This is a genomic window from Kitasatospora sp. NPDC001664, from assembly GCF_053596675.1.
Window position 1 is genome coordinate 31940 of record NZ_JBSFGS010000046.1, and the last position, 15867, is coordinate 47806.

Below are 15867 nucleotides of genomic sequence, written 5' to 3' on the forward strand. Positions count from 1 at the left end.
CCCCGGAGGCTTGATGCGGCGTCAGCGTTCGGTGCGCACCACCAGGACGACGGCGGCCACCACGATCGCGCCGCCCAGCAGCACGGGCAGGGTGAGCGGCTCGGAGAGGATCAGCCAGCCGAGCAGCACGGCCACCACCGGGTTCACGTAGGCGTAGGTGGCGACCAGCGGCAGCGGGGCGGCCTGGAGCAGCCAGGCGTAGGCGGTGAAGGCGACGATCGAGCCGAAGACCACCAGGAAGGCCAGGCCCAGCCAGGAGGCGGTGGAGACCTCGGAGGGGTGGAAGCGCTGCGGCTCGCCCTTGAGGAGCGAGACCGCCAGGCAGCCGAGTCCGCCGGCGATCATCTCGTAGGCACTGGTGGCGAAGACGTTGGCGGGCATCGTGATCCGCTTGGCGAGGAACGAGCCGCCGGCCCAGGAGAGCGTGGCCAGCAGGATCAGCGCGACGCCCAGCGGCTTCACCTCGCCGCTCAGACCGGAGCTGGAGAGCACCCCCAGGCCGATCAGGCCGAGCAGCACGCCGGCGACGGTGGTCCAGGCCGGGCGCTGCCCGGTGGCCCAGCGGGCCAGCACCAGCCAGAGCGGGACGACGGCGATGATCAGCGCGGTCAGGCCGGACGGCACGTCGCGCTCGGCCAGCACCACCATGCCGTTGCCGCCGAGCAGAAGCATCAGGCCGACCAGGGCGGCGGAGGCCAGTTGGCGGGGCGTCACGCGCAGGGCGGCCGTGCCGCTCCTCGCCGCCACCAGGGCGAGCAGCAGCAGGCCGGCGGGTATGAAGCGCGCGGTCGCGGAGAGGAACGGGGGCATGGTCTCGACCACGACCCGGATGGCCAGATAGGTGGAGCCCCAGACCACGTAGACCACCGCGAGGGCGGCCCAGACGGCAGGGGTGATGGAGCGGAGGGGGGAGGCGGAGGTGGGGGTGACGGTGGGGGACGTCCTGGCGGAGTGCGCGGATTGCTGGGGCGCGGCGGTCATGAGCCTCTCCTGGATTTGGTGCTGTCGCCGCACATGGCACCACACCCCGCGCCACCTGCGCGAGTTCGTTTGCTGCCAAGCTCGGACGACTTGCTGCCAGCCGGCTGTGCCCCGCGCCCCCGGGATGGCCGCCTTCGCGGCGCCGGAGGGTCCAGGCGTGCGCCGAGTGGCTGACGCCGTCGGTGGGGCTGGGGGCCAGGACGGGACCCGAGTGGTAGTCATGGGACCGGTCCGGCGGGAGGAGGGTGGGGTGGAGTGGGTGGCGGCGCCCGAGTACTGGCTCGGGCGGCTGGCTTTCCAACGGCTGGTCGCCGCCGTCTACCTGCTCGGGTTCGTGGCCGCCGCACGGCAGTTCCGCGCGCTGATCGGTGAGCACGGCATGCTCCCGGTGCCCCGCTTCACGGCCCGGACGGGCTGGCGCCGGGCACCCAGCCTGTTCCAGTTCCACTACACGGACCGGGCGTTCGCCCTCGCCGCCTGGACCGGGGCCGCCCTCGCCGCCGCCGTGCTGGCCGGAGCCGCGGACCGGCTCCCGCTCGGCGCGGCGCTGCTGCTCTGGGCGGTGCTCTGGCTGCTCTACCTCTCGATCGTCAACGTCGGGCAGGCCTGGTACTCCTTCGGCTGGGAGTCCCTGCTGCTGGAGGCCGGCGTCCTGGCCGCCCTCCTCGGCAACGATCGCGTCGCACCCCCGCTCCCGGTGCTGCTGCTGGCCCGATGGCTGCTGTTCCGGGTCGAGTTCGGGGCCGGGCTGATCAAGATGCGCGGGGACGCCTGCTGGCGCGACCTGACCTGCCTGCGCTACCACCACGAGACCCAGCCGATGCCGGGCCCGCTGAGCTGGTTCTTCCACCACCTGCCCGCCCCGCTGCACCGGGTCGAGGCCGCCGCCAACCACGTCGTGCAACTCGCCGTCCCGGTCGGCCTGTTCCTGCCCCGGCCGGTGTCCGGGGTCTGCGCCGGTCTGATCATCGTCACCCAGCTCTGGCTGGTGCTCTCCGGCAACTTCGCCTGGCTCAACTGGCTCACCATCGCCATCGCCTGCACCGCCGTCCCGGCCGCCCCGCACCCCCGCCCGACCGGGCCGGACTGGTGGCTGGGCCTGGTCGCCGCGTACACCCTGCTGGTCCTGGTGCTGAGCTACCGCCCCGCGCGCAACCTGCTCTCGCACCGTCAGGTGATGAACCGTTCGTTCGACCGCCTCCATCTGGTGAACGCCTACGGCGCGTTCGGCTCCGTCAACCGGATCCGCTTCGAGGTGGTGGTCGAGGGCACGCGGGAGCCCGTCCCCGGGCCGGGGGCCGACTGGCGGGAGTACGGCTTCCGCGGCAAGCCCGGCGATCCGCGGCGGATGCCGCGTCAGTTCGCGCCCTACCACCTGCGGCTGGACTGGCTGATGTGGTTCGCCGGCATCTCCCCGGCGTACGCCCGGCCCTGGTTCACCCCGTTCGTCCACCGCCTGCTCACCGCCGACCGGGACACCCTGCGGCTGCTCGGCCACGACCCGTTCGCGGGCGAGCCACCCGCCTACGTCCGTGCCCGGCTGTACCGTTACCGCTTCACCGACCTCCGCACCCTGCGCGGCACCGGCGCCTGGTGGGAGCGCACCCTGGTGCGCGAGTACCTCCCACCGGTCGCCCTCGCGGACTTCCCGCAGGTGCGCGGCGATCCGCACTGAACCCGCACCACACCCGCGCGGCTCGGGCACACCACCCCGGCGCGCGGTGCGTTGGGGCCGGGTTGCGTGCGGGCCTCGAACGCCCACCCGTATCCTGGCGTCCACACCGGACGCCCCGCACCCTCGTCCGTGCCGGCGGAGACCGCCGCCGCCACCGCCCTGTCCGCCCAGCCACGAACCCGGACTTCACACATGACCGTGAACTACCTGAACGACGCCGACCACCCGGCGGTGGACACCTCTTCCTCCGCGACCGCCGCGCCTTCCGGCGAGGCCCGCGAGGACCTCGGCCGCTACGCCGAGCTCGGCGGGCTCTCGCTCGCCGCCGAGACCAACCCGTGGGTCTCCGCCGCCGAAACCGTCCGCACCCCCGAGGACGCCCGCGCCGGCTCCACCGCACTGGCCGAACTGCGCAGCCACGACCTGCTCGCCACCCGCGACGCCCTGGCCGAACTCCTCGGCACCGCCGCCACCCCCGCCAGCCTGGCCGAACTGACCAGGCTCACCGCCATCCTCCAGCGCGCGCACGGCACTTCGGCCACCCTGCGCCCCGAGGTCTACGACACCGACCTGGACGCGCTCACCGCCGCGCTCGCCCCCTGGCGGGAGCGCCGCGAGCAGGGCGTCAAGCTCGGCTGGGGCCGCCGCCGCGCGCTCCGCGCCCAGGCCAAGAACCTCGCCGTCGACGGCCGCACCCGCCGGGCCGACCTGCTCGACGCGGTCCGGGCCGCCGCCGCCACCCAGGGCGAGTGGGCCTCGGCCGGCGCCGTCGGCCGTCCGGCCCCGGTCGCCGACCCGGCCCGGCTGACCGCCCTCGCCCAGACCGTCGAGGAGCTCGGCCAGGCCGCCCGCGCCCTCGGCGCGCTGCTCCCCGACTACCCGCTGGACGCCCTCCCGCTGGGCGAACTCGCCGACCTGGTCGACCGGTTGGCCGCCGACGAGGGCACCCTCTACCGGCTGCCCGCGCTCCGCGCCCTGCGCGCCTCGCTGCTCGCGGCGGAGCCGGAGCTGCTCGACCTGCTGGGCGAGCTGGCGGACCGTCAGGCCGACCGGGACGCGGCGCTCGCGGCGTACGACCGGCTGCACGGCACGGCGACCGAGGCGGAGGCCATCCAGGTCCTCGCGGCCGGTCCCCGGGAGGCGGAGCCGGCTCCGGCGGTCGTGGAGGCCGTGGCGGAGGAGCCGGTGGCTGAGGTTGAGGCCGAGCCGATCGTCGAGCCGGAGCCCGTGGCCGAGGTCGAGCCCGTGGTCGAGGTTGAGCCGGTGGCTGAGGTTGAGGCCGAGCCGATCGTCGAGCCGGAGCCGGTGGCTGAGGTCGAGCCCGTGGTCGAGCCTGAGGTCGAGGCCGAACTCGAGCCCGTGGCCGAGGCGCTGACGGAGGCTGAGCCCGTGGTCGAGGTTGAGCCGGTGGCTGAGGTTGAGGCCGAGCCGATCGTCGAGCCGGAGCCGGTGGCTGAGGTCGAGCCCGTGGTCGAGCCTGAGGTCGAGGCCGAACTCGAGCCCGTGGCCGAGGCGCTGACGGAGGCTGAGCCCGAGGTCGCGCCGGAGCCGGCCGCCGAGGAGCCGGTGGCCGTGGCCACGGCCGTGGTCGAGCCCGAGCCCGAGGTCGTCGTGGTCGAGGAGGCCGTGCCGGTGGTCGAGCCGGAGCCCGTCGTGGCCGAGGTCGCCGAGGAGCCGGAGGCCGCCGCGCCGGAGAAGAAGGCGCGGCGTCCGAAGAAGCCCGCGATCACCGCCGGCCGTGCCGTGACCGCTTACGAGCCCGCCGAACTGGTCGCCCTGGTCCGGTGGTTGGACACCGACGGCACGGAGCGCAGCGAGGACGAGCTGCTCCGCGCCGCCGTCAAGGAGCTCGGCTTCTCCCGGGTCGGCCCCCGCCTGAAGGAGGCGCTGGCCCCGGCCGTCGCCGAGGTCCGTTCCTGACCCGCAGTCACACGTGCGGAACCCCCTGGACCCGACGGGTCCAGGGGGTTCCGCACGTTCAGCGCCCGGTACGGGCCTGCCAGACCTCGCTCTCGACGTAGTGGTTGTCGTAGTGCTCGCCCGACTCGCGGATCTCCTGCCAGCTGGCCTCGCCCTTGTTGACCCGGTCCAGCAGGCGGTAGTAGTCGAAGCGGTCCATGCCCGGGGTGAAGAGGACCAGCACGTCGGCGGTGGAGCCGGCGGTGGGGGCGAAGGCGTGCCTGGTGCCGGCCGGGACGGCGAGGAAGTCGCCCTGCCGCAGGGTCTCAATGCGGTCGTCGAGCAGCACGTCCAGCTCGCCGTCCAGGCCGAAGAAGAACTCGGTGGCCCGGGTGTGGAAGTGCGGCGGGGCGCCGGTCGCGCCCTTCTCGAAGGTGGCCCGGTTGCTGGTCACCTTGCCGCCGGTGGTGGCGGAGTCGGCGAACAGGGTGATCAGGCTGCCGGGCGCGTCGGTCAGCACCTCGGCGGCGGCGGCGCGGACCAGGACGACGTCGTGATTCTCGGTCATGTGTGGTTCCCCCTCGTGCGGTTCTCGCTTGCTTCGATGATCAGCCTACGGCGCAAGCGGCCCAAGCATCTGGTCCATTCGATCATCCGATCCCTTGGGCCATTTCGGGAACTGCTAGACTTTGAACGCGTTCAAGAGAGCTTGTGGGGGGAACCATGGCACCTGATCCGGTCCGTCTGTCGCCGCGCGTGCTGGCCGCCCTGGCCTCCGTGACCTGCGCCGCCGCATTCGTGGAGGGTCTCTCCAGGGACGACATCGACCTCGACAAGCTGGCGGCCCTGTTCGGGGTGCTCACCCTGCTGCCCCAGATCTGCCGCGACCGATGGCTGTTCCGCGTCCTCTCAGCGATCGTCGGCATCCTGGCCGCGTTCCTGGGCGTGGGGTTCACCTTCTCGGGAGGGCTCACCCTGGTGCCCGCCGGGATGTTCCTGATGCTGGCCGCCCGGCAGGCGAGCGAGAAGCCCCGCTGGGTGCCGGCCGTCCTCGGAGGCGTGCTCGCCGTCCTGGTCCTCTGGCTCTGAACCCTCCCCCGCTCGACGGCTGACCGCTGATCAGGCGTCAGCGGCCTCCCCGCCCGGGGCCACGGTGCCCAGGAAGGTCATCGGGCGGCTCTGGGTGAAGCCGAGGGCCTTGTAGAGGCGGATCGCGTCCACGTTGTCGCCGGCGGCGTGCAGGAACGGGACCTCGTCGCGGTCGCGGATCCCCGCTGCGACCGCGCGGACCAGGCGGGCGGCCAGGCCCTGGCCGCGGTGGGTGGGGGCGGTGCAGACGGCGCTGATCTCGGTGTGGCCGACCGGGTGCATCCGCTCGCCCGCCATCGCGACCAGGACGCCGTCCTGACGGATGCCCAGGTACCGGCCCAGGGCGATGGTGCGGGCCTCGAACGGGCCGGGACGGGTGGCCGCCACCAGGGCCAGCATCTCCGGGACGTCCTCGGGGCCCAGCTCCACCGCCTCCGGGTCGTGGGCGTGCACCAGCCGGTCGCCGACCAGCTGGACGCCGTCGAGCGAGAAGGTCACCCGCCAGTCGGCCGGCGGGGTGATCCCGTTCCCGGCCAGCAGGGCGAAGCCGCCCGGCCCGGTGAGCCCGGCCAGGTCGGCCCAGTCCGCCTCGGTCGGGTCGTCCGGGAGGGCGTGGAAGGGGGAGACGTCGGCGGGGTAGCGGGCGGCCCGGCCGCGCCGCTCGGCGAGCCCGGCGTGCGGGCCGAGGAGCGCGGAGTGGGCCGGGTTGGCCAGGGGGTCGGTGTGCGGCATCGCTGATCCGTTCTCGTGGTCCCGGGCAAGTCCTGGGCAAGTCCTGCGGAAAGGGGGAGGGGCCCCACGGCACAGCCGCGGGGCCCCTCCTTCACGCGCTCCTGACGGTGCGTCAGCCCAGCTGGGCCAGCGCCTCGTTGAAGGTGGCGGACGGACGCATCACGGCCGCGGCCAGCGCGGGCGACGGCTGGTAGTAGCCGCCGATCTCGGCCGGGGCGCCCTGCACCGCGATCAGCTCGGCGACGATGGTCTCCTCCTGCTCCGCCAGGGTCTTGGCGAGGCCGGTGAAGGCGGCGGCGAGCTCGGCGTCGGCGGTCTGCTGCGCCAGCTCCTGGGCCCAGTACAGGCCGAGGTAGAAGTGGCTGCCGCGGTTGTCGATGCCACCGAGGCGGCGGCTCGGCGACTTGTCCTCGTTGAGGAAGGTGCCGGTGGCGCGGTCCAGGGTGTCCGCGAGGACCTGGGCGCGGGCGTTGCCGGTGGTCTGGGCCAGGTGCTCGAAGCTGGCGGCCAGCGCGAAGAACTCGCCCAGGCTGTCCCAGCGCAGGTAGTTCTCCTTGACCAGCTGCTGGACGTGCTTCGGGGCGGAGCCGCCGGCGCCGGTCTCGAACAGGCCGCCGCCGTTCATCAGCGGGACGACCGAGAGCATCTTGGCGCTGGTGCCCAGCTCCAGGATCGGGAACAGGTCGGTCAGGTAGTCGCGCAGCACGTTGCCGGTGACCGAGATGGTGTCCTCGCCGCGGCGGATGCGCTCCAGCGAGTAGGCGGTGGCCTTGACCGGGGAGAGGATCTCGATGGTCAGGCCCTCGGTGTCGTGCTGCGGCAGGTACGCGTTGACCTTGCCGATCAGCACCGCGTCGTGGGCACGGGTCTCGTCCAGCCAGAAGACGGCCGGGGAGCCGGTGGCGCGGGCGCGGTTGACGGCCAGCTTGACCCAGTCCTGGATCGGGGCGTCCTTGGTCTGGCAGGCGCGGAAGATGTCGCCGGCCTCGACGGCCTGCTCCAGCACGACCTCGCCCGAGGCGTCGACCAGGCGGACGGTGCCCGCGGTGGCGATCTCGAAGGTCTTGTCGTGGCTGCCGTACTCCTCGGCGGCCTGGGCCATCAGGCCGACGTTCGGGACCGAGCCCATGGTGGCCGGGTCGAACGCGCCGTGGGCGCGGCAGTCCTCGATGACGGCCTGGTAGACGCCCGCGTAGGAGCTGTCCGGCAGGACGGCGAGGGTGTCGGCCTCCTGGCCGTCCGGGCCCCACATGTGGCCGGAGGTGCGGATCATGGCCGGCATCGAGGCGTCGACGATGACGTCGGACGGCACGTGCAGGTTGGTGATGCCCTTGTCCGAGTCGACCATCGCCAGGGCCGGGCCGTCGGCGAGCTCGGCCTCGAAGGAGGCCTTGACCTCGGCGCCGTTGGCGAGCTTGTCCAGGCCGTCCAGGATGCCGCCGAGGCCGTTGTTCGGGTTCAGGCCGGCCGCGGCCAGGTCGGCGCCGTACTTGGCGAAGGTCTGCGGGAAGAAGGCGCGGACCACGTGGCCGAAGACGATCGGGTCGGAGACCTTCATCATGGTGGCCTTGAGGTGCACCGAGAACAGCACGCCCTGGGCCTTGGCCTCGGCGACCTGGGCGGCGAGGAACTCGCGCAGCGCGGCGACGCGCATGACCGAGGCGTCGACGACCTCGCCGGCCTGGACCGGGACGGACTCGCGCAGCACGGTGGTGGTGCCGTCGGCGGCGACCAGCTCGATCTTGAGCGCGCCGGCCTCGGCGATCACGGTCGACTTCTCGGTGGAGCGGAAGTCGTTGACGCCCATGGTGGCGACGTTGGTCTTGGACTCCGGGGTCCAGGCGCCCATGCGGTGCGGGTGGGCCTTGGCGTAGTTCTTCACCGAGGCGGGGGCGCGGCGGTCGGAGTTGCCCTCGCGGAGGACCGGGTTGACCGCGGAGCCCTTGATCTTGTCGTAGCGGGCGCGGACGTCGCGCTCCTCGTCGGTCTGCGGCTCGTCCGGGTAGTCCGGGAGCGCGTAGCCCTGGGCCTGCAGCTCGGCGACGGCCGCCTTGAGCTGCGGGATCGAGGCGGAGACGTTCGGGAGCTTGATGATGTTGGCCTGCGGGGTCTTGGCGAGCTCGCCCAGCTCCGCGAGGGCGTCGCCGATGCGCTGGCCCTCTTCGAGACGCTCCGGGAAGGCGGCGATGATGCGGCCGGCCAGGGAGATGTCACGCGTCTCCACCCGCACGCCCGCGGTCGAGGCGTAGGCCTGGACGATCGGGAGGAACGAGTACGTCGCCAGGGCGGGCGCCTCGTCGGTGTGGGTGTAGATGATGGTCGAGTCAGTCATCGGTACTCCGCTTCACGGCTACAACGTCTCGACATCAAGATATCCCGTGACAGCTCCTTTTTGACAACCAACCCCGCCCAGACTTCTTCCAGTCGGCGGGCGGGGTCGGGAGCGGCCGGGGGTCGGTGGGCGCCGCCGGCGGGGGCCGGGGCGGGGCCGACGGGACGGGGGCGGGCGCAGCCGGAGGCTCCCGTGCTCCTGCGCGGACCCCGGCGGTGCAGGAAGCGAGAGGCCTTCCCGCCCCCCGCCCCGCCGCTCCCGCGGCCCTGCCGGAGGCGACCGGTGTTCCCGCGGCCCCGCCGGAGGCGTCTCCCCGTTGCTGCTCCCGTCCCGCCGGAGGCGACCGGCGCTCCCGCGGCCCCGGGGGGATCAGTCGCGGCGGAAGGCGGTGAAGGCGGCGGCCAGGTCCTCCGGGGAGCCGAAGACCTCGAGGTCGGCCGGGGTGCGGCGTTGCCAGAGGAAGAGGAGCAGGTCGGAGGCGGTGCCGCGGACGGCGACGGCGCCCTTGGCGTGTTCGGTGAGGAGCTGCCAGGTGCCGTCCCCGGCCACCCGCAGGGTCCACTCGCCGGGGCCGTCGGTGGCGTGCAGGTGGAGGCCGTCGGCGGGGAAGCCGGCCGGCGGGGTCTCGTGGCGGCAGACCGTGAGGAACTCCTCGACGCCGTCGGCGGCGAGCTCGCGCTCGATCGCCTCGTCGCGGCCGAGGGCGTCGAGTGCGTCCCAGGTGTGCACGGCGGTCTCCTGGGCCAACCGCCGCTGGATGAACCCGGCGTCCTTCCGGGTGGACCAGGACCACCGCGGCTCCGCCGGATCGAGCACCTCCACGGTGGCAGCGGCGGCCTCGGCGCCCGCCGCCAGCCAGGCCGGCAGCTCGGCAGGGTCCTCGGGGACGTCGTCCGCGCCGGTCCAGGTGTCGGGGTCGGTGAGGGTGCCGTCGGCGATCCGGGTCCAGAAGCGGTGCACGGTGCCGGTGTGGAACAGCAGGTCGTCGAGGGTCCAGTCGGGGCAGCTGGGGACCGGGGTGGTGAGGTCGGCGTTCGCGGTGGCGTCGGCCATCAGCCCGGCGTGCCGGCGGAGGGCGGACACGTAGTCAGATCTGTTCACAGGGCCGGACTTTAGACCATGGGGATTCATATGAGCTGATGCAATGTTGGCTTGAATTCATCCTGGCTGATGGTCTGACGCTGTGTCAGTGTTGCGGCCGCCCCCAGCGTTCGGAGGTCATCCCTCCGCCGGCGGGGCGTGCCAGAGGTGCCCGATCGCCACCGAGGAGAAACCGTGAAGCTGAGGACCATGCTCGCCACCGTCGCACTGGGCACGTCCGTGCTCACTGCGGTGCCCGCCGTCGTCTTTCCGAGCATCGCCTCGGCGTCCTACTGCGACGGGTACACCAGTCAGTGCGACGACGACTGGGACATGAGCTCCAACGACCTGGGCGACGAGTACATGCAACAGGTGATCATCGAGGGCCTGTCCGAGATGCCCGAGGTGCCCTCCTCCCTTCCGGTGTGGAACGCGGACTGGGCCAACGCCGGCGGAGGCGGCGGCGACGGTTCGGGGAGGGACTATCCGTCGACGAAGATCGCGGAGGGCACCAAGGAGGAGGTGCGGCAGAACTGCATCAAGAACAACAGCACCACCCCCGTGAAGGAGACCATCAACTCCTCGTACAACGTGACCTACCAGGTGACCGGGAACATCTCGGCCTCGGCCTACTCGATCCTGTCGGCGAGCCTCGGGGTCACCTTCGGCGAGACGACCAGCGTGAGCCACGCGATCGAGGTCACCATCCCGCCCGGCATGAGCTGGGCGATGTACGTGGAGTACCAGAACAACTACTACAAGATCCTCACTCCGAGCGGCCCGGAGTACGCGACCGTCAAGGAGCCCACCGGCGTCGTCCGCTCGGGTCCCTGTCAGTGAGTTCTCCCGTCTCTCCGACGGCGGGTCGGCGGGTGCTCCCCGTCGACCCGCCGCTGGACGCCGAGGCGGTCCCCGCCGGGGACCGCCTGCGGGCGCTGGCCGCGCTCGCCGAGTTGACCAAGGCCGCTTCCCGCCTCGACAACCCCGACCTCTTCCACCGTCCCCGGTTCCGGACGGCCCTGCACCACCGGCACCTGCACACCACGGACGAGGGCGAGCTGGCCGAGGCGATCTCGAACGCCGCCGAGCAGCGGACCAAGGCCGGCCTGCTGGCCGTCCACTCGGTCCGGGAGGAGCTGCGCGAACACCCGGGCCGGCGGCCGTGCTTCGCCCCCGACGCACTCGCCGAACTGCACCGGCTGATCGCCGCCGCCGACCCCAGCATCCCGGGCCGGGGCGGGTTCCGCCGGGGGAACGTCACCGTCACCCGCGCCGACGGCGGGCTCGTCCTCTTCGGCACCGCCCCCGGGGCGGAGCTGAACGAGCAGGTGCGGCGCTGGTACGCGTGGGGCCTGGCGACCACCTCCCCGCCGCTCGACGCCTCGGCGCTCTCCACGATCCGGCTGCTGACGATCCATCCGTTCGCCGACGGCAACGGGCGCATGGTGCGGCTGCTGGCGCAGTGCGACCTGGTGGCCGCCGGGCTGATGCCCGGGCTGCTGCTGGACCTGGAGGGCTGGGTGCACGGCAATCGCCAGGCGGACGACGACGCCTTCGCCGCCGCGGTCGACGGCGACCTGATGGCCTGGGGGGCGACCTTCGCGCGGATGGTCACCGAGACGGCGCACCACCGGATCGCCACCATCAAGGCGTACCGGCGGGTGCTCGACGCCGCGATGGACCGGGCCAAGGGAGATCCGGCGGCCCGGGAAGTCCTGGCCCACCTCCGCGCGACCCCCGCCGTCTCGGCCCAGTGGCTGAAGGGCCGCACCACCCGCGCCCCGGGCCCCGCCCTGGACCGCCTGACCCGGGCCGGGGTCCTGACCCCGCACCCGCGCCTGCCCGGCGCGCTGTTCCACCCACGCCTGGTCGCGATCCTGGACGAGCCCTTCACCGCCGGCGTCCACTGAGTCAGCGGCGCCCTCGGCGGGAGCGGGAGCGGGAGTCGGCGATGTTGCGGATCCGACGGGTCCGGCCGCCCTCGGTGAGCGTGGCGAGGGCGGTGGGGGAGTCGCTGGTCTCCGCGAGGCGCAGCTGGAGCCAGTTGGAGGCGGTGAGCAGCTTCTCGGCCGACCAGGGCTCGTCCAGGGCGACCGTCCGCAGCAGGGCCCACTCCGCCAGGCGGCGGGCGGAGAACTCGTCGACCGCGACGGGCCCGGCCATCTCCTGCTGCCAGGACGGGAACTGAGGGTCCGTCAGCAGTGCGGCGGCCCGGCGGTCCAGGTACTCGCAGACGGCGCTGTTGGCCATGGCGCGGTCGGGGTCGGTGAGCACCCGGGTGACCAGGGCGGCCGCCTCGGCCGGGGTGACCTCATCGAAGAGCCGCTGGTAGTGGTGGTAGCGGACGTGCTCGTCCGGGTCCTGGGCGGGGTCGTGGGCGTCGGTCATGAGAGGCGAGCCTACGTGCCGCACGACCACCCCCGGATGCGGGAGGACGCCGACTTCGGGGAGTCGGTGCACATCCCCGAGCCGTTCGGGTTCGTGCTCGACACCGCTGTCCTGCTGCCCTACTGAAAGCCGCTGATCCACGGCCCGTAGGCTGCGGGCATGCGTGATTTCGTGGCGGGGATGGGCTATCTGGTCAAGGGCCAGAAGTGGGTGGCGCGGCACGGGCGGTGGTGGGGGTTCGGGATGATCCCGGCGCTGATCGCCCTGGTGGGGTACGTGGCGGCGCTGGTGGTGCTGGGGGTGTACGCGGACGACGTCGCGGAGTGGGCGACGCCGTTCGCGGACGGGTGGGGGTCGCCGTGGCAGGGGCTGGTGCGCGGGGCGGTGCAGGTGGCGGTGCTCGGGGGCGGGTTCGCGCTGTCGGTGGTGACGTTCACGGCGGTGACGCTGCTGATCGGGCAGCCGTTCTACGAGTCGCTGTGCGAGAAGGTGGACGAGACCGAGGGTGGGGCGCCGGCGCGTCAGGACCTTTCGCTGTGGCGGGAGTTGGTGGTCTCGGCGCGGGACAGCCTGTACGTGCTGCTGCGGGTGCTGGGCTTCGGGGTGCTGCTGTTCGCCGCGGGGTTCGTGCCGGTGGTGGGGCAGACGGTGGTGCCGGTGCTCGGGATCCTCGTCTCGGGGTACTTCATGGCGGCCGAGCTCTCGGCCGTGGCGCTGCAGCGGCGCGGGGTGGACCAGCCGGAGCGGCTGCGGCTGCTGCGCGGGCGGCTGGGGCTGGCGCTGGGCTTCGGGGCGCCGTTGATGGTGCTCTTCCTGGTGCCGTTCGTGACGGTGCTGGCGATGCCCGGCGCGGTGGCCGGTGCGACCCTGCTGGCCCGGGACCTGGTGCCGGTGGAGGACGAGACGGAAGACGATGAGTAGGTAAATAGGACAAAGCTAGTGGAATTTGACATTCCGCCAGAAGCTGCACGATAACTGCCCGCATGAGGGCAACGGTGGACACCGGTCAGCGTCAGCACACCCCGGGCGGGATCGATCTCGCCGACCCGGAGTTCTGGCGGCTCCCGCTGTCCGAACGGGCCGCCGCGTTCGCCCGGCTGCGCGCGCTGGACGGCCCGCTGCACTTCACCGACCTGCGCACCGGCCGCGGCTTCCACGCCCTGGTCCGGCACGCCGACGTGGTCGCCGCCAGCCGTACCCCGGAGGTGTTCGTCAGCGGCCCAGGCGTCACCACCCCCGAGCCGGCCCGCTGGGTGCGGACGGTGTTCGGCGACTCGATGGTGAACCTGGACGACCCGCGCCACGCGGACCTGCGGCGGATCGTCTCGCGGGCCTTCACGCCGCGGCTGGTCTCCAAGGTGGAGGAGGACATCCGCGCGGTGGCGGGGGAGTTGGTGGAGGGTCTGGCGGCCGAGCGGCCCGCCGACTTCGTCGGAGCGGTGGCCGCCCAGCTCCCCTATCGGGTGATCTGCAACATGATGGGGGTGCCGGAGCGGCAGCGGAACCGCATCCTGGCGATGGTCAACGACGCCTCCGAGAACACCGGCGTGGCCCGCAGCCGGCTGCGCGTCCCGGGCCGCGGGCTGATGGCACTGGCCCGGATGCAGGGCATCATCGCCGCGCTCGGCCGCGAGCGCCGCCGCCGCCCCACCGGGGACCTGATCTCCGCCCTGGTCACCGCCGACGTGGACGGGCGGCGCCTCAACTCCCGTGAGCTGGGCGCCTTCTTCTCGCTGCTGCTGGTCGCCGGGGTGGAGACCACCCGCAACGCGCTGGCCCACGGGCTGCACCTGCTCTCCACCCACCCCGAGCAGCGCGAGCTGCTGACGGCCGACCTGGACGGGCGGATCGGCGGCGCGGTGGAGGAGATGGTCCGCCACTCCACCCCGATCATCCAGTTCCGCCGCACCGTGGCCGTCGACCACGAGCTGAACGGCACCCGGTTCGCCGCCGGCGACAAGGTGGTGCTCTTCTTCGGCTCGGCCAACCGGGACGAGGCGGTCTTCACCGACCCGGACGCCTTCGACATCACCCGCTCGCCCAACCCGCACCTGGGCTTCGGCGGCGGCGGCCCGCACTTCTGCCTCGGCGCCTACCTGGCCCGGCAGGAGATGAAGGTGCTCTTCCGCGAGCTGCTCACCCGGCTGCCCGAGATCCGCTCGGTCGGCGAGCCGACCCTGGTGCACTCCAACTTCGACAACCGGGTCAAGTCCCTGCGCCTCGCCTACTGAGACCGGGCAAGCGGCGGGACGTACGGTTCGGCGCGGCGGATTGTCCGTTCCGGCGGTCTGTCCGGACCGCCGCGCGGGCCTAGCGTTCCGGGCCATGAACGAGTGGCTGATACACGACTACCGCGAGGACGACCTGGCGGCCGTGGTGCACCTGATCGACACCACCGCGGGCCTCGGCCAGGAGTCGGTCTTCTCGCTGGCCGAGTGCATCTCGGCGCTGACCGACCGTCAGCCCGCCGTGGTGGCGGTCCGGCGCGGCGAGCCGATCGGGGCGGCGCTGGCCCACCTGGCGGGGGACCGGGCCTGGGTGATGCGGATCGCCATCGCCCCCGGCTGGCGAGGCCGGGGCCTGGCCAGCGCGCTGCTGCGGGAGCTGGAGCGGCGGCTGCTGGAGCGCCGGGTCCGCCGGATCGCCTACGTGCTCCCCGAGGAGGAGCAGCTCGGCGAGGGGCTGCACAACGCCGGGTACACCCGCCGCCCGGCGGTGGCGTACTTCGAGAAGGACGAGCCGCAGGCCGGCCCGGGCGGCGGGCTGTTGGACGAGCTGGGCGGGCGGCTGCTGCCGGGCGACCTCTGGGAGCGGGTGGCCGGGATGGGCACCGAGAAGGACCTGATCGAGCGTCGGGTGGTGCAGCCGCTGGCCGAACCGGAGCGGGCCGCCCGGCACGGGGTGCGGCCGCCGCGGGCGATCGCGCTGTTCGGCCCGCCCGGCACCGGCAAGACCACCTTCGCCCGGGCGGTGGCCTCCCGGCTCGGCTGGCCGTTCGTCGAGCTGCTGCCCTCCCGGCTGGCCGACGGCGGCAACCTGGCCGCCGCGCTGCGCACCGCCTTCGGGCGGATCGCCGAGCTGGAGCGGGTGCTGGTCTTCGTCGACGAGGTGGAGGAGATCGCGCCGGTCCGGGGCGAGGCGGTGGACTCCGCACTGCACGGGGTCACCAACGAGCTGCTCAAGCTGATCCCGGGCTTCCGCGAGGGCGAGGAGCGTTTGCTGGTCTGCGCCACCAACTCGATCCGCTCGATCGACCCGGCCTTCCTGCGGCACGGCCGGTTCGACTACCTCATCCCGATCGGCACGCCGGACGCGGTGGCCCGGCACGCCATCTGGTCGCGCTACACGGCCGGCCGCGAGGGCGTCGACCTGGACCTGCTGGTCGAGCGGAGCGCGCTCTTCACCCCGGCCGACATCGAGCACGCCGCCCGGGCGGCGGCCCAGGCGGCGTTCGAGCGGGACACCGGCGAGGACCCCTCGGCGACGGCCGGCGCGACCACCGCCGACTACCTGGCGGCGATCGCCCAGTGCCGCCCGACCGTCACCCCGGAGCTGGTCGCCGACTTCGAGGCGGACATTGACACCCACGCCCGGCTCTAGGGCGTTTCTTTCGGATCATCGTGCTGACCAGATGAAGATGGCGGCGAGGTGGAGTCCGGCAAGGTAGATGGTGGCGGTCTTGTCGTAGCGG

14 protein-coding genes are annotated in these 15867 nt (G+C 73.1%); 8 read left to right on the forward strand and 6 right to left on the reverse strand.

Annotation, left to right across the window (positions count from 1 at the left end; all coding sequences use genetic code 11):
* Window positions 1-21 precede the first annotated feature (21 nt).
* Window positions 22-981, reverse strand: a complete 960-nt coding sequence (locus tag ACWCYY_RS38080; protein ID WP_345279339.1) for an EamA family transporter — start codon at window positions 979-981, stop codon at window positions 22-24.
* Window positions 982-1231: 250 nt separating this feature from the next.
* On the opposite strand from ACWCYY_RS38080, the gene ACWCYY_RS38085 reads away from it, so the two are divergent.
* Together ACWCYY_RS38085 and ACWCYY_RS38090 are read left to right on the forward strand one after the other, a co-directional pair.
* On the forward strand, window positions 1232-2656 hold the full coding sequence (locus ACWCYY_RS38085) for a lipase maturation factor family protein (RefSeq protein WP_345279337.1): 1425 nt from the start codon (window positions 1232-1234) through the stop codon (window positions 2654-2656).
* Between the two features lie 192 nt (window positions 2657-2848).
* Window positions 2849-4576 (forward strand): hypothetical protein, encoded by a 1728-nt coding sequence (locus ACWCYY_RS38090; RefSeq protein ID WP_449798659.1) that lies wholly within the window; start codon window positions 2849-2851, stop codon window positions 4574-4576.
* Window positions 4577-4634: 58 nt separating this feature from the next.
* Here the strand turns inward: ACWCYY_RS38090 and ACWCYY_RS38095 are convergent, their stop codons facing one another.
* Entirely contained in the window at window positions 4635-5123 is a 489-nt protein-coding gene (locus ACWCYY_RS38095) for a cupin domain-containing protein (RefSeq protein WP_449798660.1), read from the reverse strand.
* A gap of 155 nt (window positions 5124-5278) precedes the next feature.
* Here ACWCYY_RS38095 and ACWCYY_RS38100 point away from each other — a divergent pair, with 155 nt between their 5' ends.
* Window positions 5279-5644 (forward strand): hypothetical protein, encoded by a 366-nt coding sequence (locus tag ACWCYY_RS38100; RefSeq protein ID WP_345279331.1) that lies wholly within the window; start codon window positions 5279-5281, stop codon window positions 5642-5644.
* A 30-nt stretch (window positions 5645-5674) separates the two neighbouring features.
* Here ACWCYY_RS38100 and ACWCYY_RS38105 read toward each other — a convergent pair whose 3' ends face one another.
* The 3 genes from ACWCYY_RS38105 to ACWCYY_RS38115 all read right to left on the reverse strand — a co-directional run bounded on the left by ACWCYY_RS38105 (window position 5675) and on the right by ACWCYY_RS38115 (window position 9809).
* Window positions 5675-6376: a GNAT family N-acetyltransferase gene (locus ACWCYY_RS38105; RefSeq protein ID WP_449798661.1), complete on the reverse strand. Its 702-nt coding sequence runs from the start codon at window positions 6374-6376 to the stop codon at window positions 5675-5677.
* Between the two features lie 112 nt (window positions 6377-6488).
* Entirely contained in the window at window positions 6489-8708 is a 2220-nt protein-coding gene (locus ACWCYY_RS38110) for an NADP-dependent isocitrate dehydrogenase (RefSeq protein ID WP_345279327.1), read from the reverse strand.
* A 369-nt stretch (window positions 8709-9077) separates the two neighbouring features.
* Window positions 9078-9809 (reverse strand): maleylpyruvate isomerase family mycothiol-dependent enzyme, encoded by a 732-nt coding sequence (locus tag ACWCYY_RS38115; protein WP_449798662.1) that lies wholly within the window; start codon window positions 9807-9809, stop codon window positions 9078-9080.
* A gap of 174 nt (window positions 9810-9983) precedes the next feature.
* Here ACWCYY_RS38115 and ACWCYY_RS38120 point away from each other — a divergent pair, with 174 nt between their 5' ends.
* Window positions 9984-10628 (forward strand): DUF6426 family protein, encoded by a 645-nt coding sequence (locus ACWCYY_RS38120; RefSeq protein ID WP_345279323.1) that lies wholly within the window; start codon window positions 9984-9986, stop codon window positions 10626-10628.
* Window positions 10629-10660: 32 nt separating this feature from the next.
* On the forward strand, window positions 10661-11698 hold the full coding sequence (locus ACWCYY_RS38125) for a Fic family protein (RefSeq protein WP_345279321.1): 1038 nt from the start codon (window positions 10661-10663) through the stop codon (window positions 11696-11698).
* A 1-nt stretch (window position 11699) separates the two neighbouring features.
* On the opposite strand, the gene ACWCYY_RS38130 is transcribed toward ACWCYY_RS38125, so the two are convergent.
* Window positions 11700-12176 (reverse strand): hypothetical protein, encoded by a 477-nt coding sequence (locus tag ACWCYY_RS38130; RefSeq protein ID WP_449798663.1) that lies wholly within the window; start codon window positions 12174-12176, stop codon window positions 11700-11702.
* A gap of 159 nt (window positions 12177-12335) precedes the next feature.
* Between ACWCYY_RS38130 and ACWCYY_RS38135 the strand changes: the two genes are divergently transcribed.
* The 3 genes from ACWCYY_RS38135 (at window position 12336) to ACWCYY_RS38145 (ending at window position 15776) form a co-directional block, all read left to right on the forward strand.
* Window positions 12336-13097, forward strand: a complete 762-nt coding sequence (locus tag ACWCYY_RS38135) for an EI24 domain-containing protein (RefSeq protein ID WP_345279319.1) — start codon at window positions 12336-12338, stop codon at window positions 13095-13097.
* Between the two features lie 62 nt (window positions 13098-13159).
* Complete coding sequence (locus tag ACWCYY_RS38140; protein ID WP_380150536.1) at window positions 13160-14407, forward strand: cytochrome P450; 1248 nt, start codon at window positions 13160-13162, stop codon at window positions 14405-14407.
* 94 nt (window positions 14408-14501) lie between these two features.
* Window positions 14502-15776 (forward strand): ATP-binding protein, encoded by a 1275-nt coding sequence (locus ACWCYY_RS38145; RefSeq protein ID WP_449798664.1) that lies wholly within the window; start codon window positions 14502-14504, stop codon window positions 15774-15776.
* Window positions 15777-15867 lie beyond the last annotated feature (91 nt).